The sequence below is a fragment of the Sphingomonas agri genome, from assembly GCF_038148795.1.
Taxonomy (GTDB): domain Bacteria; phylum Pseudomonadota; class Alphaproteobacteria; order Sphingomonadales; family Sphingomonadaceae; genus Sphingomicrobium; species Sphingomicrobium agri.
On record NZ_JBAPEU010000001.1, the window covers coordinates 746984 to 768152 of the forward strand.

Genomic DNA, 21169 nt, shown 5'->3' on the forward strand with positions numbered 1-21169 from the left:
CTAAGTCATTGGCTTGTCAGCGGTTCGTACAGAACATAAAGAGAACAAATGGCCCAACTGGCACTTTCGGACAAGCTCGCGATTCTCGCCGACGCGGCGAAATATGATGCGTCCTGCGCCTCCTCGGGCTCGATCGAGAGGAATTCGCGGTCCGGAACGGGAATGGGATCCACCGCACCCGGCATGGGCATCTGCCATGCCTATGCGCCGGACGGGCGCTGTATCAGCCTGCTGAAGATCCTTTTGACCAACAGCTGCATCTTTGATTGCGCCTATTGCATCAACCGCAAGAGTTCGAACGTCCGTCGCGCGCGCTTTACCGCGAGCGAGGTCGTCGGCCTCACGCTGGCGTTCTACAAGCGCAACTATATCGAAGGACTGTTCTTGTCCTCGGGGATCATCCGCTCTTCCGATTACACGATGGGGAAAATGGTCGAGGTCGCGCGAAGCCTCCGCAACGATCATGACTTTCGCGGCTACATTCACTTGAAGGCCATTCCGGAATCCGATCCGGAACTGGTGAAAGAGGCGGGGCTTTATGCCGACCGCGTCTCGATCAATGTCGAGCTGCCGACGCGAAGCGGGCTTGCAAAGCTCGCACCTGAAAAGGACGCTTCGCAGATCGCCGGCGCAATGGGCGACATGAAAGCGCTGATTGCCGATGCCGATGACGCGAGAAAGCGGTTCAAGTCGGCCCCGAATTTCGCCCCTGCGGGCCAGTCGACCCAGATGATCGTGGGAGCAGACGGGGCCAGCGACTCCGACATCGTCGCCAAGGCGAGCAGCCTCTACGATCGCTTTGATTTGCGCCGGGTCTATTATTCCGCTTTCTCACCCATTCCGGATCCGAGCGCGGTGCTGCCGCTCAGACGGCCGCCGTTGATGCGCGAGCATCGGATCTACCAGGCCGACTGGCTGCTTCGTTTCTACGGCTTCACGGCGGTCGAAGTGCAGAGCGCGGCGGACGAGAAGGGCATGCTGCCGCTCGACATCGACCCCAAACTTGCCTGGGCCCTCAAGTATCGAGGCGTCTTCCCGGTCGACGTGAACCGCGCACCAAAGGAGATGCTGCTTCGGGTTCCGGGCCTCGGGACGAGGGCGGTCGAGCGGATCCTGTCCTCGCGACACTGGCGCAAGCTGCGGCTCGAGGACATTGGCCGGCTGACCCGTTCGATTTCCAAGGTACGGCCGTTCATTGCGGCCGCCGACTGGCGTCCGGTAGCGCTCGGTGATCGCGCGGATTTGCGTTCCCTCCTCGCGCCGAAAGTTCAGCAACTGGAGTTGTTCGCGTCCTGAGAATGGTCTTCGGATCAGCGGGGTTCGAGGCCCGCTTCGCTCAACCAGCCCTGTCGGGTCGCGATCCGGAAGAGGAGGTTGACCAGGGGGTTGGACCAGCCGTTATTGGTCGCGAAGTCGCGGCGCAATGTCTCGTGGTGAAGGGCATGGGCCCCCGGCGACATGAGGAGGCGCGCGCGCCGCATTGCCAGCACGATCCAGGGATTGTCGGATCGGTGCAGCGTGCCGTGGAAATATTGGGCGAGCGTCCCCCCGATCATCAGGACGACGATGCCCGCGACGAGCCATCCTGCGGCCGGGAACACCAGGCAGACCAAGTTGACGAGGATCGAGAAAGGAAGGGACACGAACATGATGGTCGAGCCGATCTGCACCAGGAACGACCGTCTCCCGAGTGCTTCAGGACGCGGGTGATGATTCTTGAAATCATAGACCAGCCGCTCGAACGGCGAGATCTGCGCCCACACCCTGTCCCGCATCCCGATATATTCGGCGCTCTCGCGAGAGCCTGCATAGTGGAACACGCGGTCAAGACCGATACCGGGCGTGCAGGGACGATAGTCCATGTACATGTGCGTGAGGCCCGAGAGCAGGTCGGCGGCATACCAGCCCGCGATCGCGGCCGGAATCCACCGCCAGTCCGGGACGCCCGCAAACCAGAGGTTGAGCGCAAGAGACAGGGTGAAGAGGGCCATCACCCAGGGCGGCGCAGCCTTCATCATGCTGATAAAGCGTTCAAAAGTGCTGGCATCCTTAGCATTTGCCCGAAAAATCCTACTTTTGGAACCGCATCGGCGACGAACGACGAGCTTATTGCGACAGGGAAGGTCGCGATTTCGTGATGCTGCCGGATGGGCCGATGATCGATTTCCACCGCGTGACGCTCGGGAGTCCTGACGATTTTGATGGCTGGCGCGAGGCTGCGCGCGCCCTTGCGGAGGCAGGAGTGCCGGCAAGCGCCGTTCTGTGGCAGGTGGAGAACGACGGGGCGGACCTCTTCGGAACTCCGATCGCCCAGCTTTGCGGCGAGAGTTTTCCGGTGCCGCGCTCCTTTGTCGAACTTGCGCGTGACGTCGTCTGCAACGCCGAGAAGGAGCGCTTCGCCCTCCTTTACGCGATGCTCCTTCGACTGAGGGAGAACAGGAGCGCTCTCGACAACCCGGCCGACCCTCTCGTCATGCGATTGGAAAAGCTTGCGGGGGAGGTTCGCCGTGACATCCACAAGATGCGTGCATTCGTCCGCTTCCGCGAGTTTGACGGCCGTTTCGTGGCGTTCTTCGAGCCAGGCCATCACATCGCTCGCCGCGCAGCGAGTTTTTTCGTCAATCGCTTCACCAACATGCACTGGTCGATCCTGACGCCCGAGCTCTCGATCCACTGGGACGGGCTGAGCCTGAGTGAAGGCCCTGGCGCCACGCGGGCCGACGCTCCCTCGGGCGACCCCGTCGAAGAGACCTGGCGAACCTATTATTCGAGCATCTTCAACCCTGCGCGGCTCAAGGTCGGCGCGATGTTGAAGGAAATGCCACGCAAATACTGGTGCAACATGCCGGAGACCTCGCTCGTTCAGCCGCTGATTGCCGGTGCACGGAGCCGGGAGGTTGCGATGATGGATGCTTCTAGCGCGAAGGAAGGATTGAGCCATGCGCTCGAAGCCGAGCGCCGGATTGCGCCAGGCGGCAATCTTCGCAGTTCATGGGAAGCGCTGCTGAAGGACGCGCGCAAGTGCAGGCGGTGCGATCTCTACAAGCATGCGACGCAGACCGTCTTTGGCGAAGGTCCGCTCGATGCAAGCATCATGTTCGTCGGCGAACAGCCGGGCGACCAAGAGGATATTGCCGGGCGGCCGTTCGTGGGTCCTGCCGGCCAGCTCTTCGATGCTGCGCTTGAAAAGGCGGGGATCGATCGTTCGGCCGTGTACGTCACCAATGCCGTCAAGCATTTCAAGTTCGAGGCGCGCGGCAAGAGGCGCATTCACAACAAGCCCGATGGAGGCGAGATCGAGGCCTGCCGCTGGTGGATTGACCACGAACGGGAACTCATCCGCCCGCAAGTGACCGTCGCGCTCGGCGCGACCGCGGCTCGGTCACTGCTCGACAAGACCGTGACGATCAGCCGCGTCCGCGGTGTTCCCATCAGGGCCACGGATGGCAGCGAGGTCTGGGTGACGGTCCACCCGAGCTTCCTGCTTCGCATTCCCGAGGAAGCCCGCAAGCGCGAGGAACGTGCCCTTTTCATTCGCGACCTCGAACGGATCAAGGCGCGGGCGAAGGAACTCGCTTCCTAGAAGCGATAGCCGAGCGAGCCTTTGAACGTGCGCGGCGCGCCGGGCGCGATATTATTGTCGGCGTTGGCCGTCGGAAAATAATGGGCGCCCAGGAGATTTTCGACATTGAGCTGCGCCTCAACGCCTGCGGCCAGCGCATAGTAGAACGCGCCATCAAGTCGCGCGTAGGCCGGAAGTTTCACCTGATTGCTGATTGTCGCATAGGATTTGGACCGGGCGAGGAGTCCCAGGCCGGCCCCGAGCCGGCCGCTGAAATCATATCGGTTCCACAAGGAGAAGCTACGGCGAGGGACGAGGGGAAGCTCGCGGCCGGCTGGCGCTGCGTTGGTCGTGCTGGTGATCTTCGCCTTCTGGAGCGTGTAGCCCGCCGAGATGAGCCAGCGGCTCGTAACGCTGCGCTCGAGTCCAAGCTCCAGGCCGCGGCTGCGCTGCTTGCCGGTGAGGACTGTCAAGGCCGGGTTGGCGGGGTCAGTGGCCCGGGTGTTGGTGCGGCCGAGCTGGTAGATTGCAGCGGTTGCGAGGAGTCCGCCCGGAAGCTGCAGCTTGGCGCCGATCTCCCGATTGTCGAACCGTTCGGGTTTCAGGCCCTCGGTGATCGCGGTGAGGCTGCTGAACTGATCGCCCGACTGGGGCAAATAGGATCTGCTGGCGTTTGCGTAGAATGACAGCCGGCCCGTCGGCTTGATGACAAGGCCAAGGCGCGGCGACCACAGATGGTCCGTGCGGTCAAACACGCCGCCGCTTCTGAGATCCTGAACCTTGACCCGGAAGCTGTCGAACCGCAGGCCTGCGACGATTTCGAGCCAGTCGGCGGGGCGCAGCTGGTCCTGCGCATAGACGGCTGCAATATCTGCATGGACGCGGTTGTCTGAGTCTGTCGGCGAAGGCGCGAACAGCACGTCGGCATCGGCCGTAGGATCAGAGACCGACACCGATCCTGCACCGAGGACGCGGGCCGTGCCGCGCCTGTTCCTGGACCGCTCGCGTCCGAGTTCGAAGCCAAGCAGCAAGGTCTGGTCGATGCCTGCGAGACGGATTTGCCAGACAAGATCGGTCTGGCTGAACAGGTTCTTGCGGTTGTTGAGATTATTGTAGCCGGCCAGCGCAACGAGGCCGGTCGCCGGGCTAAAGCTGCTCGCGAACACGTTCTGGTAGAATTTGCGATAGTTGCCGGACACGGTCCGGTTCTTCAGCGTGACCCCGCTACCGAACCGGTGTTCCACCGCGAGTGTCGCAACTTCGATGCTGGACGTTGCAAAGCTCAGTCGGGGATCGCCGAAGAAGTCGCGGTCATGGTCTCTGACCGGTTCGTCGCCATCTGCGGGAATCCCGCGATCGGCAGTCCGGCGATCGTGGAAATGTTCGAAGCCTAAGTCGATCCGCGTATCCGCCCCGGCGCGGAGGGCAACGGTGGGATTAATGCCGTATCGCTTCAGTTCGACGTGCCGCCGGAAGCTGCCGCTGTCCTCGAAGACTGCGCCGATGCGAACACCGATGCCGCTGGAAAGCGGCTGGTCGATGTCGCCGGTAAAGCGAAAGGCGCCCCAATTGTCGGTCGAGATGGTCGCGCTGCGTGCCTGGTTGAAGGTGGGACGCTTCAGTACCCTGTTGACGATACCGCCGCCGCCGCCGCGACCGAAGATCATCGCGTTGGGGCCTTTCAGGATCTCGACCCGATCGACGTTGTAGAAGTCGCGGAAGTATTGGACGTCGTCGCGGACACCATCGACGAAGAAGTCCGCAGTGCTCGAATTTCCGCGCAGGACGATCTGATCGCGGTTGCCCTCTCCCGAGCCGTACGAGGCGCCCGGCACGAACAGCAGCAGGTCGCCGACCGAGCGCAGCTGCTGGTCCTCGATCTGCTGGGCCGAGAGGATCGTGATCGCCTGCGGCACATTCCTGATGTCTGTCGGCGTCCTCGTCGCGCTGCTTGTCGCCTTGATGCCGTACGCCGCGCGCTCGCCGGTAACGACGATGGGCGCGGCATCGTCACTGGCGCGACCGACGTCGCCGGCGGCGGCAGGAGCAGCACCGCAAGCAAGAGCAGCGGCGAGCGGGTAGAACAACCGGTCCATTCGTTCCCCTTTGGATTGTTGTCAGGCGGCCTAGTGTTATCGATAATAATTCGCAATAGCGAATCATCTGACGGGCATTGGCCTAGCTGGGCGGCCGGTGACGCACTGGCGGAACCGCAGCTGGGGGAGAGCAACGGTCAAGACATTGGCTGAGCGGGCGCGCCGGTTTGCCGTCACGCTGAACACCTCATCCAGCAGGTGAGGCCGCGCCGCCGCTATTCGGCGGCGAGTAGGGTCTCCGCGCTGCCGAGGTCGACCGATACGAGCCGGCTCACGCCCTTTTCGATCATGGTAACGCCGTAGAGGCGGTCCATCCTGCTCATCGTGACGGCATTGTGGGTGACGATGAGATAACGTGTGTCGGTCTCGCGCGTCATCCTGTGGAGGAGCTCGCAGAAGCGCTCGACGTTGGCATCGTCAAGCGGCGCGTCCACCTCGTCAAGGACGCAGATCGGCGCCGGATTGGTAAGGAAGATCGCGAAGATGAGCGCGACTGCGGTCAATGCCTGTTCGCCCCCGGAGAGGAGAGTGAGCGTCGAGAGGCGCTTGCCGGGCGGCTGGGCCATGATCTCGAGGCCCGCCTCGAGCGGGTCGTCGCTTTCGACCAGCTGGAGGTGCGCCTGGCCGCCTTCGAAAAGGGTCGTGAACAGCCGCTGAAAATGACCATCCACCTTCTCATAGGCTTCGAGCAGCCGTACCCGGCCTTCGCGGTTGAGATTTCCGATCGAACCGCGCAGCCGATTGATCGCCTGGGTCAGTTCCTCTGCTTCTTCGGCGCCCTTGGTCCGTGCCGCATCGAGCTCCGCCAGTTCCTGCTCCGCGACGAGATTGACTGGACCGATCCGCTCCCGCTCCGCAGTCAGCCGCTCAAGAGTGACCGCTTCCTCCTGGGCATCCTGAAGGGCTTCGGCTTGGAATCCCAGCTTTTCGGGCAGCCGCTGAGGTAGGCATTCGAACTTGTCGGCGCTTGCACGGGCGAATTCCGCGCTTCGCGCCTCCTGCGCTTCGGCGCGCGCTGCCGCGGCAGCGCGGCGCTCACGCGTGTCGGCCGAGCGCTCGTTGGCTGCTGACAGGGCGTGTGCTGCATTGACGACGGCATCTTCGGCTTCGCGCTCAGCGGCGGTCGCTTCGCCTATCCTCACCTGGCTGAGATCATTTTCCTGCTCGAGGTCACGGATCTTGAGGTCGAGTTCGGCAGGTTCTTTCTGAAGACCGGCCCGCTCGGCCTGTTGGCGCTGCTGCCGGTCAAGGGCCGAAGCGAGCCGATGCTCGGCATCCGCCTGCCGCTTGCGCCATTCTTCCTGCTCCCGGCTCGCCGCACTCGAGCGCTCCCGGTCCGCTGCAGTCTCGCGTGCCCTGGTTGCAGCCTCGGCGCGCTTGTCTGCAACCGCGCTTGCCGCGGCGCCCGCCAATGCGCGGGCATGTTCCACCCCCTGCTCGAGGGCCGCCGGATCGGGCAAAGCGGCAAGTGACCGCTCGGCCCCTGTCACCGCCTCCTGCGAGGCTTCGAGGACGGGCTCGAGATCGCTCTGCCGCTGGGCGAGGCTCGAACGCTGGGCTTCTATCCGTTCGAGGGCAGCTGCCGCTGCATCGATCGCGCGGGCTGCCTCGCGGGCGTCGCGTTCGGCCGACAGCGCCGCGGTCCGCGCTTCTTCAGCGTTTCGCCGGCATTGTTCCATGGCCAAGAGCGCTTGCTCGCGCGTCGCGGCAGCAGCCTCCACAGCCTTTTGGAGTGCGGGGAGTTCCGCGACGAGCTCGGCAAGGCGGTTGGCACGAAGGAGCCGCTCGGCCGCCGCCGCTCCGCCTCCCGTCGCCACGAAGCCGTCCCATCGCCGGAGCTGGCCCTCGCGGGTGACGAGCCGCTGACCAACTGCAAGAGGCTGGCCATTATCGACATCCACGACCGCGACCTGCCTCAGCCGGCGAAGCAATTCCCTGGGGGCGGTTGCATGGTCGGCAAGACACTGCGTGCCAGGGGGCAGCGACGGGTCCGCCGGTAACGGATCGCTGCCCGCCCACCGCCGGGGTCCTGCGCCCCCGACCGCTGCGTCCGCGTCCTCGCCGAGCGCCGCGGCCAATGCCCGCTCGAACCCGGGCTCGGCCTTGAGGCTTGCGATCGCCGCTCCTCCGCCATGCTCAAGGGCCCGGGCGAGGGCATCGTGCTCCGAACGTGCTGCGGAAAACGCAGCACGCGCGGACGCGAGCTCGCTTTCGGCTGAATCGCGCGCCTCGGCGGCGGAGGCTCGGCCCTGTTCCGCTTCGAGGCGCCTCGCTTCCGACGCCTTCTGGGCGTCTGCCGCGGTGCTCGCCCGTGCTTCAGCCTCGCTCCGCGCCTGGATCTGCTCGCTTCCATCGCCCAGCAGCTGCAGCTGGTCGCTGAGCTTCTGCCGCTCGATCGTGGTCCGGCCGAGCTGCGCACGCGCCGCTTCCAGGGCGGCCTCGGCGACGCGGCGCTCCGCGCGCATCGCTGCCTGGCGGGCGAGGATTTCCGCGAGTGCAGCCTCCGCCTCGCGCGAAGCCGCTTCGGCTGCACTGAGGTCGGCCGCGATCCGCGCTGCATGAGTCTCGGCGTTTTCGAGCCGGTTAGCGATTTGGCCGCGCTCGTTCTCGAGCGCAGCGATCGCCCGCGCAGCATCGCTCTTGAGCGCTTCTTCGCGCTGCATGTCCGAACTGAGCGACGTGTCGAGCCGGTCAAGCTCGGCGATCCGCCGGGCGACCGTGTCCCGGCGTGCGCGCGCTGTCGCTAATTGGTGCGCAAGCTCGTGACCCTGCTCGCGCAGCTCTGTCAGGCCGCTGCGTTTCTGCTGCAGCGCGAGGTTTGCACGTTCGTGAGCAGCCTGTGCCTGGGTGATGGCCTCGTGGATGCGTTCGACTTCTTCAAGGGCCGCCTTTGCCTCCGCCGCTGCGGCCTGGGCCGCGTGCTCCGCCTCGGTCCAGCGCGCATAAAGCAGCCGGCCCTCGACGCTCCGGATCTGGTCGGTGAGCTTGCGATAGCGTTCGGCAGCGCGGGCCTGACGCCTCAGCTGGGCCGCTCGCTGCTCCTGATCGCCGAGGATTTCCCCCAGGCGCGCGAGGTTCGCTTCGGCCGCGCGAAGCTTCTGCTCGGCATCCTTGCGGCGGGCGTGCAGTCCCGAAATGCCGGCCGCTTCTTCCAGTAATTGCCGCCGTTCGACCGGTTTGGCTGCGATCACCGCGCCGATCTTGCCCTGGCTGACAAGGGCCGGAGAATGAGCCCCGGTTGCTGCGTCCGCGAACAGCAGGGCCACGTCCTTTGCACGCACGTCCCGGCCGTCGATGCGGTAGGCGGATCCCGCGGCGCGCTCGATCCGTCTCGTGACTTCGCTCTCGCCTGCAGCCGTCTCTTCGCCCGCGTCCCGCTCGATGAGGATCGACACCTCGGCGAAGTCGCGTGGCGGGCGCGTCGCCGTGCCCGCGAAGATCACATCCTCCATGCCCCCGCCGCGAAGCGACTTGGGGCTGGATTCGCCCATCGCCCAGCGGATCGCTTCGAGAAGGTTGGACTTGCCGCAGCCGTTCGGCCCGACGACGCCCGTAAGCCCAGGTTCGATCCGGAGCTCGGCCGGCTCGACGAAGCTCTTGAAACCGCTGAGCTTGAGCCTCCTGATCCGCAACCCGTCTGGCCCTCCCCTTGGCGGCGCTTAGCCTTTGAGCGCCTTGTCCAGCGCGGCGCTGAGCTGCTTCCAGACAGAGCCTCCGCCGGCGTCCATTTTGACCATGGTTCCGTTGAGGATGAAGGTCGGAGTGCCGGGGAAATCCGGGAACTGATTGGTCGCGTCGCTGGTCATCTGGACGAGCTGGTTGATGCTCTTCTCGTTGGCGAGGCATTGCGTGCTCTTCTCGACGGGAACGCCGCGAGCGGCCGCCCAGTCAAGGAATCCAGCGACTTTGGCAGCTTCGACGAATTCGCGGTTCGGCGGAAGGTTCTGGAGTCCTTCGAGCTGCGACTGCGGCGCCGCCTGGAGCTTGCCGACCCACACCGGCTGGTCTTTGTAGAAGGCGCGCATCAGCGGGAAGAAGCTCTTGGTCCCGTTGCAGCGGGCGATCAGCGAGGCAGTAAGGTCGAAGGGATCGCGCACGTAATTGCGGAACTCCCAGCTGACCTGCCCGGACTTCACATATTTGCTCGTCAGTTCGGGAACGCCGGTCTCGTCGAATTCCCGGCAGTGCGGGCAGGTGAGCGAGCCGAATTCGATCACCTTCGCCTTGGCGTTGGGATTGCCCATCATGAAGCCGCCCGCAGGCGTTGGATTGACGACCATCGTCCAGTCTCCGCCCTTGGGCGGCTTGACCATCTCGAGCTTGACCGGTGCCTGCTTGGTCGCGGCATCTCCCTGCTTCGAGTTGCAGCCCGCAATGGCCACCACGGCAAGGGCTCCGGCGAGGAAAACGGAAGGCTTCATTAATTAGCTCCGGTTGATCACGACTATGGGTTCATCGCTATCCTTGGACAGCGCGGGAGGACCGCTGCTAGCGGCAATTTGAGCCGCAAGCGACTCCAGGCAGGTTCGAAGCTCGGGATCTGCGATTTCGCGCAGGCCCTCGCCGATCTCCTTTGGGACCGGACGAAGTTGCGGCCGTTCGGGCCTTGGCGCTTCGACAGGCATTCTCCCCTGGCGAAATACGATCCGGTTGATCGCCGCATAACCGAAGAACCGGTTGACCCGCTCGACGATCATCGGCGTCAGATGCTGGATCAGGGGAGCATGAGCCCCCTCGACCAGCAGGGTGAGAACGCCGCCTGCCTTCTTGCCCGCCGGGAATTTGATCGATTCGGGGGAGGAGACCCTGGCGTAGCGCTCGCCGACTATCTCGGACCAGCGGCTGACGATCGAGTGCTGGACAAAGCCGAAGCGCCTGAACGACTGGCCGCCAATGTCGCCGACAAGCTCGCCCGCCTTGCGCGGGCGGCAGCTTCGCGGCGAATCCTCTCCGTTCGTCTTTCGCTTCGACATGGGCCTCGACCATGCCATAGCGCATATGTGCCCGCCAATGCCGCAACGCGCCTCCTCCAACATTATGTGGATAACTTCCGGCGTCTACCGTGGCGCTCTCCGCCCGGCGAAGAGCCGCCCGATCCCTATCGCGTGTGGCTGAGCGAGGTGATGCTCCAGCAAACGACCGTCGCCACGGTTCGTCCGCGCTTCGAGCAATTCCTGGCGCGCTGGCCCACCATCGAGAAGCTCGCCGCTGCGAGCGATGACGACATCCTCGCAGAGTGGGCCGGCCTTGGTTATTATGCGCGTGCCCGCAATCTCATCGCCTGCGCAAGGGAGGTGACCCGCCGCGGGGGTTTTCCAAGGCGAGCGGCCGATCTGAAGGACTTGCCCGGGATCGGCGCGTACACGTCCGCAGCAATTGCAGCGATTGCTTTTGGCGAACGCGCGGCCGCGGTCGATACCAATGTCGAGCGCGTGGTTTCCCGCCTCGAGGGCCTGCGCAATCCCTCGCGCGGGGATATCGGAAAGCGGGTTCTCGAGTTGATGCCGAGCAAGCGTCCCGGGGATTTCGTCCAGGCGATGATGGACCTTGGCGCGACGATCTGCCGTCCGCGCAGTCCCCGCTGCGGCGAATGCCCTCTCATGAGCGATTGCGCTGCTCTCGCGAGCGGAAATCCCCAAGGCTTCCCCGAGCCGCGCCTGCGCAGCGCAAAGCCGCACCGGTACGGCGTCTGCTACTGGACCGAGCGCGAGGGCTTGCTGTGGCTGACGCGCCGCCCGCCCGAGGGTCTCCTCGGTGGCATGGCGGCGCTGCCCGGTGCGCCCTGGAACGAAAGCGAGCCCCAAGCGCAGGAGCCGATCGCCACCGTGCGTCACGTGTTCACGCATTTTTCGCTCGATCTTCTCGTCGTTCGACGAAGCGAGCCGCAGGGGGAGGGCTGGTGGCACCCGCTCGACTGTCTGGCGAGGGCGGGCCTTCCAACTCTCTATCGCAAGGCCGTCGACCTTGTACTTAGTCGCCATGACCGACTTGCGGCCTGAACCTTTCTTCACCGGCTCCGGGCTGGACCGTGCTGATCATCTGCGCGGCGATGAAAGCGCCATCCGCGCCATTGCTGCGGGACCTGGTGCGCGTCAGCTCAAGTGGCTCGAAGGTCTGCCTGAACTCGACGGGGACGGCCGTCTCGCGTGGACAAAGGTCACCGATCCCGCGCTGTTCCTGGGCTTTGACGGCGATTCGCCGCGCTTCTCGGCAATCGCGGACGTCACTGCCGATGCCCGTTCCGCGTTCCCGCTGATGGCGCTCCTCGATCGTGACGACGCGCCCTTGTTCGCCGCCGCGCTCAGCCTTGCACGATGGCATTCCCGGCACCGCTTCTGTGCCAATTGCGGGACGCTCAGCAATATTGTCCGGGGCGGATGGTCACGCCGGTGCCCGGCCTGCGCCGCAGAGCATTTCCCACGCGTCGATCCGGTCGTCATCATGCTCGCCGAGCACGAGGGAAATCTGCTTCTTGGCCGGCAGGCCCAATATCCCCCGGGGCGCTATTCGGCACTCGCGGGCTTCGTCGAGGTCGGCGAGAACCTCGAGGCCGCGGTCGCGCGCGAGCTCAACGAGGAAGCAGGGATCCGGGTGCATGGCGTCCGCTACGTCGCAAGCCAGCCCTGGCCCTTTCCTTCCTCGCTGATGATCGGTTGCCACGCCTACGCAAAACGTGCCGAGCTGACGATCGACAAAACCGAGCTTGAAGATGCCCGCTGGTTCAGCCGGGACGAGGTTGCGGCGGCATTGGAGGAGCGTTCCGACCGCTCCTTCCGAGCGCCTCCCCAAACCGCAATTGCGCGGACCTTGCTGGAGCAGTGGCTCGCCCGCTTGAGTTAGCCAAAACTCACCCCTAAGAGGCGGCGCAAATCCTTTTCTCACTATCCTGACACCAACAGGGAAATTCATGGACGATCGCTTCAACACCATCGCCGGCTGGGTGCTGTTCGCTGGCATCGTCGCCTTGGGATCCTCGATCGTCGCGAGCGAGTTTTTCCATGCGGAACGCCCCGAGAAGATGGGCTTTCCGATCGCTGGCGTCGAACAGGAAGGCGAGGGCGGCGCTGCAGCCGAGCAGCCGATCGAAGCCTATCTGGCCAAGGCGGACCCTGCGAAGGGACAGCAGATTTTCAACAAGTGCATGGCCTGCCACAATGCCGACAAGGGCGGCGCTAACCAGCTTGGACCCAACCTTTGGGGTGTGCTTGGCGAACCGATCGGCCAGGGCAGGGGCTTTGCTTTTTCCGATGCGCTTTCGAAGAAGGGCGGCTCGTGGGACTGGGACAATCTTAGCCAATGGCTGACCAGCCCCCGCAACTTCGCGCCGGGCACGAAGATGACTTTCGCTGGTCTCAGCAATCCCGAGGATCGGGCGAATGTGATCGCCTTCCTGAACCAGCATAGCGACACGCCCAAGGCCCTCCCGGCCGCTCCTGCGGCAGCCGCGGCTGCGAACGGGTCGACGGGCCAGCAGGCAGCCGGGAACCCGCCGGGTACCGGCCCCAACAACGGTCCTCAGACTGCGGGTAAGGAACCGGTTCTCACTCCGCAGCAGGCGGGCGCAAATCCGAAGAACGTCGGCGGCGAAGGCGCGCCCAAGAAGCCGGGCGCTTAGACCTTCGACCTCATTCGGGCGGCGCTGACTGGAGCCGCGGAATTGCGGGATGCTCCCCGTAATAGTTGGTGACGAACTCCCAGGCTTCCGCAGCGTCCTCGCTCCAGTGGATGAGATCAAGGTCATGCGGCGCGATCACGCCTTCCTCGACCATCGCCTCGAAATTGACGACGCGATTCCAATAATCCTTGCCAAAAAGCAGGATCGGCAACGGCCGCACCTTGCCTGTCTGGATTAGGGTCAGGAGTTCGAACATCTCGTCGAAAGTGCCGTAGCCGCCGGGAAAGACTGCAACTGCTCGCGCCCGCAGGAGGAAATGCATCTTCCTCAATGCAAAATAGTGAAACTGGAAGCTGAGGTCGGGCGTCACATAGCGATTGGGCATCTGTTCGTGCGGAAGCACGATGTTGAGGCCGATGGATTCCCGACCCTCCTCGAAGGCACCCCGGTTCGCCGCTTCCATGATCGAGGGGCCACCGCCCGAGCAGACGACGAAATGTCTCTTTCCCTCCTCGTCACAGCCACAGCGGCTGGCGAGCCGCGCCAGCTCCCGCGCAACATCGTAATATTGAGACTTCGCCTTGAGCCTCTCGGCGATTTTCTCCTGCTCTGGATTGCTCGCCGCGGCGATCAGCGCATCGGCCATGTCGGGTGCAGGAATCCGCGCCGAGCCGTAAAAGACGAAGGTCGACCCGATATTCGCCTCGTTGAGCAGGAGTTCCGGCTTCAACAGCTCGAGCTGGAAGCGGACGGGGCGAAGATCCTCGCGCAGCAGGAACTCGCTATCCTGGAAGGCAAGCTTGTAGGCGGAGCTCTCGGTCTGCGGGACGGGCGGCACATGCTCGGCTGCCCGGGCATCGACTTTGGAGCTTGGGAAAATGCGCTTTGGCGGTAACGGTTGCGAAGTCATCGATGCCGACTAGCGGCAAAGATTTGCAACGTCACGCCTCGCCCGTCGCGCTTGCCCCTCCTCCCCAGTCGATACGCCTCGTGGCGTACATGACGGCGGCGAGCGCAATGAAGAGCAGCAGCGATCCGATAATGAGTGAAAAGGCCTCGAGGCTGAGGAGAATGTAGAGCACTGCGTAGAGGCCTCCGAGAAGGCCGCCGATGAAAGCGGCGCGCCACCAGCTTGCGAGTACCGCCGCACAATAGGCCGTGTTGAGACCTGCGATGGCGCTAGCCGCGACCACGTAGGCGGGCGTGAAGCCGATCAGTTCTGCAAAGGCGAGCAGGAGCACGAAGAACAGCACCAGCGCAGCGCCTGTCAGAAGATATTCGACACCCGATACGGTTACGCCCCCGATGACGTCGAACATCAGCAGCGCAAGGAAGGTGAAGCCGATGAACAGAAAGCCGTATTTGGTGGCCCGGTTAACCTGCGAATAGAGATCTATCGGCTGGATGAGACCTATCTGTGCCGATTGAGTGCCCGCCGCGCTTGCTGCCGTATCCGAAGATGGTGTTGTACCCGATGGAGCAGGATCACCCGTGCTTATGAGCGACCGGCCCAGAGCAAGATTGCCGATGCGGTAGATGGCAACGAACCCATTGTCCGAGACCTTGCGGCCGGTGGGCAGGAAGGCGCCGCCAAAGCTCGGACTTGGCCAGGACGATTCCACCGTCCAGCGCGTGTCTTCGGCCTGCGGGGCAAGGCTGAGCGCCTCGTTCCCGCGAACGTCGAAGGCGAAGTCGATCAGGATCGCTCCCGCCTTCAGCCTGCTTGCATCGATCCAGGCGAAGAAGCCCTTGCCGCCGCTGGAACCCGTCCCGTCGCCGGGCTGCGGCCTCAGCTGTTTTCCGTCGGCAGCGAGGCGCGGATTGGCTCCAAGTCCCCTCGGATCGGTGAGCCCGAAGCGCAGTTCTGCGTGGGCGAGGTCCATTTGCGCCGCATCCACCCCCGCCTGCGCAAGGTCGGCGGGGAAGGCGAAGCGCGCTTTCCCGATCATGCCGGCGCCGTAGACCACGGCCTCGTAGATCGAGCGCTTGCGGACTTCCGGGCTCATCTGCGTCCGGAGGTCGAGCGTTTCGGGTGCGAGCGTCAATTCCCGCTTCACCTCGCTGGTGTGCGTGACGCTCCGACCGCTTTCGACGAGCGTCTCGCTCGCATGGGTTCGATAAGGGATGACGAGCACCGGCCCGCTCATTTCCTGCGAGGCTCCCCAGCCGGACGTGATGGAACCCCTGGCCTCGCGAGACTGGGACTGACGGTCGTAATTGAGGAGGTAAATCGAAAAGATCGGGACCGACAGGAGGAAGCCCATTGCGACGGCCAACGCGAGCTTGGTCCCTGCCGTTCGTTCGCTATTGAAGAAAGCCACGTTCCCCGCCTCCGCTACCTGTTAGCGAAGCAATGGATGCCGCATCACGTCGGTGAGCGTCATGAGCTGGCCGTGAGTAATTGGTGAGGGGCGGGGCTAGTGGATCTTCAACCTCACGAAACCCATCGCCCCGACCGGCCTGTCCCCTCCATAGGCCGCTGCAAGGGGCTGGGGGACGAAGTTGAGAGCAAACAGGGCGCCGGTACCGATCGATAGATGGTCGGCAATTTCAAAGTCCTGGACGGCCCCGATCGAAACCTTGCCGACCTGGTAGGCGGGCCCGTGTCCGGAACCTGGAACGAGTTCCCGGTTTTCGGTCAGCTCCCCGCGGCCGAAGACAGTCCACAGACCGTGCTTGATTGATGCCTCGGCGACATAGGCGTCGTCATCGTGGTGCTCGACGGTCTTGCGCCCCCATGCCAGCGTACCCGCGAGTTTCCAGCCGGGCGCAATTTCCCGCGCGTAGAGCATGCTCGCCGAAAGGCGCTTCTGGTCTACCCCGGGCTCGAGCTGTTCGGGATCGGTGAAATGTCCCCAGCTCGCCTGGAATGCCAGCGTGGAGCTCGGATTCCAGGAAATCCGGACTGACGTCGAACTGAGGGATCCCGTCTCGATGTTCCAGCGATGCTGGTCCGGCTCCCGTCCGTTGAAGCGGCTGATCTCGAGCTTCACCCGATCGAGGACCAGCCCGGCCGTCACGACCCCGAAGCTGATATGGGTGGAATCGAGCCAATGATGGCTGATCGGTGCTTCGGGCGAATCGAGGATTGCCTCCCGGTGCATGAACGCAGGCGGTCCGAATGCCGGTTCGCCCGGAAGAGCGGCATAGACGAACAGGCTGCGGTTTTTTCCGATCGTCTGGGATGCAGACGCTGACAGCTCCATGAAAAAGTCATGTGGATGTTGGCGGTCGATCAGGCGGTCACGCCCGTTTGCCGTTTCGCCGCTCGCAAGGAGGAGGGGATAGCCGCCGGGTCCCATCAGCGGGTCGGGGCTGAGCATTGCCTTCAGCTGAAGGGTGCCATTGCCAAGAGGTCGGCGTGCCATGCCCATCAGCATTCCGCTCGCAAACGCCTTTTCATCGCCCCGAGGGCCGGACTGATGGTCGTAAACGAGGTTCACGATCCCGTGTGCCATGAGCGTCCAGTGCCCGCTCATGATCATGAGACCCATCGGCTCCGAATTGTCGGGCTGCCACGCCGTTCCAGAGGACTCGCGCTCCATGGGATAAGATCCAAGCGCACCGTCCATCGGCATTGAGCCATGCGGCGATTGACCCATTTCCATTGTGCCCATGGCCGAGCGATCGCCAGGAGAAGTCGGGCCCGCGCCTCCCATCGGCATGGTCATTGCGCCGGGGCCCGCTGGCGAGTGATCTACCGGCGGTATCGCCACGGTTCCGCTCGTTGGCGCGGACGTGTGACGGGAGCCGTGGTCCATGGGCTTTACGGCGGAGGCGCCCTTTGGGGCCTCCATCGCCGGATGGCGAGCCGGGTTGATGCTTGGCGCTCGCGAATGCTCGCCCTTTGCGACCGGATGCCTGGTCGAGGATTTCTTGGCGTGCGGCTCGGGCTCTTTTGCCTTTGGATGCGCGCCGCTGGTCATGCCGGGCATGTTCATCGGCATCGATTGCGCAAGAACCGGGCTGGCGGTTCCAACGAGCGCGGCGGCGAAGAAACGATTGAACAGGTGCGGTCTCCCTTAGATGCCGAAACGGCGGTCGGCGGCGATCCCCAGCGCCATGCCAATCATGAACAGATGTTCCCCAAGCGAGATGAAGCGCAGCAGAACGTTGTCCGATCCGTGACCCACGCGGATTTCAATTCGCGCGTCGATGCCCCGCCTTCAACACCGATACGGCACGGTGCGCCGGGTGTGACCATGGTTGGGAATGGGCTTTTGAAATACTGCGGGGAATGAAAAGGCCCGACATTCGACGCTCCTCACGAACTTGCCGGCGCCGGTATAGCGTCCGTACCATGGTACAGAGTCAAGCCACTTGCATTCGTGGAAAGAAACGCGGGGGGCGATGCCGGAAGGTCGCTTCCCTCGTTCGGTCGTGGCTGGTCACATCGATGACACTTGATGCTCTTGGGCGATGTCCCAAATCGGTGGCATGATCGACCTTCGCCCCTTCAGCAGTCTCGGCCACGCCAACCATGGCTGGCTCGATGCACACCACCATTTCTCCTTCGCCAATTATCACGACCCCAGGCGCATGGGCTGGGGCCGGATTCGCGTCTGGAACGATGATACGATCGGCGCCAAGAACGGATTTCCGCCACATCCGCACCGTGACATGGAAATCGTGACCTACGTCCGAACGGGAGCGATCACGCACCAGGATTCGATGGGCAACAAGGGCCGGACCGCGGCCGGCGATGTGCAGGTGATGAGTGCCGGTACCGGTGTCGTGCATGCCGAGTATAATCTCGAGGACGAACAGACGACGCTGTTCCAGATCTGGATCGAGACCGATCGGCCGGCGGCTGCACCAAGCTGGGGCGCGATGCCTTTTCCCAAGGAATCCCGCAACGGCGTGTTCCAGCTCCTTGCGAGCGGGGACGAGGGCGACGGCGCGCTGACCATCAATGCTGATGCGAGGATCCTTGGAGCAACGGTGAAGGCGGGGGAATCGATCACGATCGATGCCGAACCCGATCGGCACCTGTATCTGGTTCCGAGCGGCCGCGTCAGTGTGAACGGGATCGAGGCCAACGCGCGCGACGGAGTCGCGATCACCGGCGAGAGCAGGGTCGAGATCAAGGCCAAGGACGATTCCGAGCTGGTTCTCGTTGACGCCCGATAGCGCCTAAGCGCTTGAGTCGGGCCCGGTTCATCGAACCTGTGCTTGAAGTCGGGACTGGCCGCGGGCATGGACGTTTCGCGCCGCACTGGTGAGGACGGCGTCTCAAGGACAAGAGCGGGCTAATGAGGGCGGGTTTGCGCTGGAAGACGGCATATGTGGCGATGGGGCTGCTCCTTGCGGCCGCGCCGGCACTTGCCCAGACGGTGCCCGATACGAGCAGCAACACGCCAGCAAGCGACGCCATTGGTCCGCGCGAGCTCCAGAACTTCAGTCTGCCCGGGACGAGGACCACGCCGGCCGAGCAGCAATCGGCTCCGTCGTCCTCAGCCCCTCGAGCGCCAAGCGAGGCCAAGCCAAGGTCGCAAGCACCGGTAACGGCAGTCCGCGAGGCGGCCCGCGAACCGGCGCGAGCGGCGACGGGCCAGAAGAGCGCGGACGCGCCGGCCTTGTCTCAGGGACCTGTTGCGGCGCCGGAGCAGAAAGCCGCTGCAGCTCCGCCGCCACCGGCCGTTTCCCTCGATTCCCGCCAGGCCGCCCGCTCGTTCGGTTCTACACCGCTCCCGTCCGCGGACACGACCCCGGTGGCTGTCGCGCCCAAGCACCGGATGCCGGTCGTGCCCTGGATAATCGCAGCTCTCCTCGTTGCGCTCGGCGCGATCTTCCTCCTCTGGCGCCGCAACCGCCAGCGCGAGGCCTTTGCCGGCGGGCCCCAATATGATTTTCTCGCTCCTCCGGAGCCAGCTCCTGCGGCCACCCCGGCGCCTCCTGCGCCAAGGGTGGCTTCACCTGCGCGCCTGCCCGAACCGCCTCCTGCACCAGCTGCGGGTCGATCACCGGCGCCGAGCGCAGGTCCGGTCCCACGACCGAGCGGCATCGTCGCCTCGCGCCTCAGGCCTTCGATCGAACTTGCGATGCAGCCGCTACGCTGCCTGGTGGACGATGAGGAGGTGACGATCGAGTTCGAAGTCGAGCTCTTCAATTCCGGGGCCGCGCCGGCGCGGGCGGTCATCGCCGAAGCGAGCCTCTTCAACGCAAGCTCAAGTCAGGAGCAGGAGCTCGCGGCCTTCTACGCAAGGCCTCCAGGCGCAGGTGATCGCATAGATTCGATCCCGCCGATGCGGCGCATGACCTTCACCAACCGCGTGGTGGCGCCGCGGGCTCAGGTCCAGGAGTATGAGCTTGCCGGGCGCAAGTCATTCGTTCCTGTCCTCGCGTTCAATGCCCGGTACGAGTGGAGCGGTGGCAAGGGCCAGAGCTCGCTTGCCTACCTGCTCGGCCGGGAGACGCGCGGCGACAAGCTTGGTCCCCTGCATCTCGACGGCGCGCAGCGCGAGCTTCGTGGCCTCGGTGCTCGCGTCCTTCCGACAGCAGTCAGGACCTAAAGAACGCTCGAATTATAGCTGTGCCACGCGAGCACCGCTGCCGCCCCCCGGTAGGGACGCCAAGCTTCGGCAAGTTCGCGCAGCTGCTTCTCGCTCGGTTTGTCGGGCAATCCCAGGAGCCGGCCAAGCTCGATCATGACCGCAAGGTCACCCGCCGGGAAGACGTCCGGACGCCCTTCTGCAAAGAGGAGGTAGATCTCCGCGGACCAGCGTCCGATGCCCTTGATCTTGGTGAGGAGCGCGATCGCCTCCTCATTGTCCTCCGGCAGGGAATCAAGGTCGAGTTCCCCGGAAATCACGAGTTCCGCAAGACTGCGGATATAGCCCGATTTCTGCCGTGACATGCCCGCGGCGCGGAGCTCCTCGTCGCTTGCTGCCAGGAGCCGGTTGAGGTCGGGAGGGGAGCCGAAGGCAGCCTCGAGTTTCGACCACATCGCCCGCGCGGCCGCAACGCTCACTTGCTGCCCGACGATCGTCCGAAGCAGGGTCTGCGCACCCCGTTCGCTGCGCCGCGGCTCAGGAATGCCGAACTTTGCGACGACCCCAGCGAACGCGGGTTCGCGACTGGCGAGGGCCTCGACGGCCGTTCCGATGCTCTCCTTGGTTCGGACCATCAGGCGATACTCGCGGCATAAAGGGCGATGGCAGCGGCGTTGGAGACATTGAGGCTCTCCACCGTATTGCTGATGGGAAGCCGCGCTAGCGCATCGCAATGGTCGCGCGTGTTGGGACGGAGCCCTGCACCTTCCGCACCCAGCACCAACGCGACGCGAGAAGGGCCGAGCGCGTCCTTAAGGTCGGTGTCGGCCTCGCTAGTGAGCGCGATGCGCCAGAAGCCTGCCTCGCCGATCTCCTCGAGTGCTCGGGCCAGGTTCACAACACGTGCCCAGGGCACGCGTTCGAGAGCACCGGAAGCAGCTTTCGCGACCACGCCGCTCTCGGGCGGCGAATGGCGATCCTGAGTCACGATCCCAATGGCGCCGAATGCTGCCGCCGAACGCAGGATGGCACCCAGGTTGTGGGGATCGGTGACCTGGTCAAGCACGAGGAGGACGGCTCGTTCGGGTGCCTGCGTCAGGAGGTCGCCGAGCCAGACTTCCTCAAGCGGCTCGACTTCGATCACGACCCCCTGGTGGGGAGCGTCGCTCGGAACCAGGCGGCCAAGATCGGGCGCTTCGGCCAGGGTCACTGCAACTTCCTTTGGAAACTGCATGAATGAAGCTGCATCGCGCGTCGCCCAGGCGCGCAGGATCCGGCGCGAGGGGTTGTCGAGCGCGGCTGTAACCGCATGCTTGCCCCAGAGGCGCGGCCGGTTCGCAGTTCCGTGGGACTGATGGGATTTCTTGCGTCGCGACATCGGCCGCTCAATGCGGACAGAAGTCCG

18 protein-coding genes are annotated in these 21169 nt (G+C 64.3%); 8 read left to right on the forward strand and 10 right to left on the reverse strand.

The annotated features are described in order from the left end of the window. Positions 1-48 precede the first annotated feature (48 nt). A complete protein-coding gene (locus tag V8192_RS03725; protein ID WP_341631703.1) occupies positions 49-1296 on the forward strand; it encodes a putative DNA modification/repair radical SAM protein in 1248 nt (415 codons plus the stop codon). A 14-nt stretch (positions 1297-1310) separates the two neighbouring features. On the opposite strand, the gene V8192_RS03730 is transcribed toward V8192_RS03725, so the two are convergent. After that, positions 1311-2018: a fatty acid desaturase CarF family protein gene (locus V8192_RS03730; protein ID WP_341631704.1), complete on the reverse strand. Its 708-nt coding sequence runs from the start codon at positions 2016-2018 to the stop codon at positions 1311-1313. Positions 2019-2137: 119 nt separating this feature from the next. Here V8192_RS03730 and V8192_RS03735 point away from each other — a divergent pair, with 119 nt between their 5' ends. After that, positions 2138-3583: a UdgX family uracil-DNA binding protein gene (locus tag V8192_RS03735; protein WP_341632299.1), complete on the forward strand. Its 1446-nt coding sequence runs from the start codon at positions 2138-2140 to the stop codon at positions 3581-3583. Here V8192_RS03735 and V8192_RS03740 read toward each other — a convergent pair. From V8192_RS03740 to V8192_RS03755, 4 genes are all read right to left on the reverse strand, one after another. Beyond that, entirely contained in the window at positions 3580-5658 is a 2079-nt protein-coding gene (locus tag V8192_RS03740; RefSeq protein WP_341631705.1) for a TonB-dependent receptor, read from the reverse strand. The two genes, V8192_RS03735 and V8192_RS03740, sit on opposite strands and share 4 nt — an antisense overlap. 215 nt (positions 5659-5873) lie before the next feature. Continuing rightward, the gene (locus tag V8192_RS03745; RefSeq protein ID WP_341631706.1) at positions 5874-9290 is read right to left on the reverse strand and encodes a chromosome segregation SMC family protein; all 3417 of its coding nucleotides are present in this window, start codon (positions 9288-9290) and stop codon (positions 5874-5876) included. A gap of 27 nt (positions 9291-9317) precedes the next feature. After that, positions 9318-10079, reverse strand: coding sequence for a thioredoxin domain-containing protein (locus V8192_RS03750; protein ID WP_341631707.1), 762 nt, complete (start codon positions 10077-10079; stop codon positions 9318-9320). A gap of 3 nt (positions 10080-10082) precedes the next feature. Further along, positions 10083-10631, reverse strand: a complete 549-nt coding sequence (locus V8192_RS03755) for a DUF721 domain-containing protein (protein ID WP_341631708.1) — start codon at positions 10629-10631, stop codon at positions 10083-10085. A 27-nt stretch (positions 10632-10658) separates the two neighbouring features. Between V8192_RS03755 and V8192_RS03760 the strand changes: the two genes are divergently transcribed. The 3 genes from V8192_RS03760 to V8192_RS03770 all read left to right on the forward strand — a co-directional run bounded on the left by V8192_RS03760 (position 10659) and on the right by V8192_RS03770 (position 13273). Continuing rightward, positions 10659-11657, forward strand: coding sequence for an A/G-specific adenine glycosylase (locus V8192_RS03760; protein ID WP_341631709.1), 999 nt, complete (start codon positions 10659-10661; stop codon positions 11655-11657). Then, positions 11638-12498: an NAD(+) diphosphatase gene (nudC, locus tag V8192_RS03765; RefSeq protein ID WP_341631710.1), complete on the forward strand. Its 861-nt coding sequence runs from the start codon at positions 11638-11640 to the stop codon at positions 12496-12498. The genes V8192_RS03760 and nudC overlap by 20 nt, the downstream gene beginning before the upstream one ends. Before the next feature lie 67 nt (positions 12499-12565). Beyond that, complete coding sequence (locus V8192_RS03770; RefSeq protein WP_341631711.1) at positions 12566-13273, forward strand: c-type cytochrome; 708 nt, start codon at positions 12566-12568, stop codon at positions 13271-13273. A 10-nt stretch (positions 13274-13283) separates the two neighbouring features. On the opposite strand, the gene V8192_RS03775 is transcribed toward V8192_RS03770, so the two are convergent. The 3 genes from V8192_RS03775 to V8192_RS03785 all read right to left on the reverse strand — a co-directional run bounded on the left by V8192_RS03775 (position 13284) and on the right by V8192_RS03785 (position 17214). Then, a complete protein-coding gene (locus tag V8192_RS03775) occupies positions 13284-14183 on the reverse strand; it encodes an LOG family protein (RefSeq protein ID WP_341631712.1) in 900 nt (299 codons plus the stop codon). A gap of 31 nt (positions 14184-14214) precedes the next feature. Beyond that, positions 14215-15594, reverse strand: a complete 1380-nt coding sequence (gene creD, locus V8192_RS03780; RefSeq protein WP_341631713.1) for a cell envelope integrity protein CreD — start codon at positions 15592-15594, stop codon at positions 14215-14217. 96 nt (positions 15595-15690) lie between these two features. Next, the gene (locus tag V8192_RS03785; RefSeq protein ID WP_341631714.1) at positions 15691-17214 is read right to left on the reverse strand and encodes a hypothetical protein; all 1524 of its coding nucleotides are present in this window, start codon (positions 17212-17214) and stop codon (positions 15691-15693) included. Positions 17215-17223: 9 nt separating this feature from the next. On the opposite strand from V8192_RS03785, the gene V8192_RS03790 reads away from it, so the two are divergent. The 3 genes from V8192_RS03790 to V8192_RS03800 all read left to right on the forward strand — a co-directional run bounded on the left by V8192_RS03790 (position 17224) and on the right by V8192_RS03800 (position 19785). After that, positions 17224-17514 carry a hypothetical protein gene (locus tag V8192_RS03790; protein ID WP_341631715.1) on the forward strand — a complete coding sequence of 97 codons (291 nt, stop codon included), beginning with the start codon at positions 17224-17226 and terminating at the stop codon, positions 17512-17514. Between the two features lie 196 nt (positions 17515-17710). After that, positions 17711-18403 carry a pirin family protein gene (locus tag V8192_RS03795; RefSeq protein WP_341631716.1) on the forward strand — a complete coding sequence of 231 codons (693 nt, stop codon included), beginning with the start codon at positions 17711-17713 and terminating at the stop codon, positions 18401-18403. A 122-nt stretch (positions 18404-18525) separates the two neighbouring features. Then, positions 18526-19785 (forward strand): hypothetical protein, encoded by a 1260-nt coding sequence (locus V8192_RS03800; RefSeq protein WP_341631717.1) that lies wholly within the window; start codon positions 18526-18528, stop codon positions 19783-19785. On the opposite strand, the gene V8192_RS03805 is transcribed toward V8192_RS03800, so the two are convergent. Together V8192_RS03805 and rlmB are read right to left on the reverse strand one after the other, a co-directional pair. Continuing rightward, entirely contained in the window at positions 19782-20399 is a 618-nt protein-coding gene (locus V8192_RS03805; protein WP_341631718.1) for a DNA-3-methyladenine glycosylase family protein, read from the reverse strand. The genes V8192_RS03800 and V8192_RS03805 overlap by 4 nt on opposite strands. Beyond that, positions 20399-21142, reverse strand: coding sequence for a 23S rRNA (guanosine(2251)-2'-O)-methyltransferase RlmB (gene rlmB, locus V8192_RS03810; protein WP_341631719.1), 744 nt, complete (start codon positions 21140-21142; stop codon positions 20399-20401). Before rlmB ends, V8192_RS03805 begins: the two co-directional genes overlap by 1 nt. Between the last annotated feature and the right edge of the window lie 27 nt (positions 21143-21169).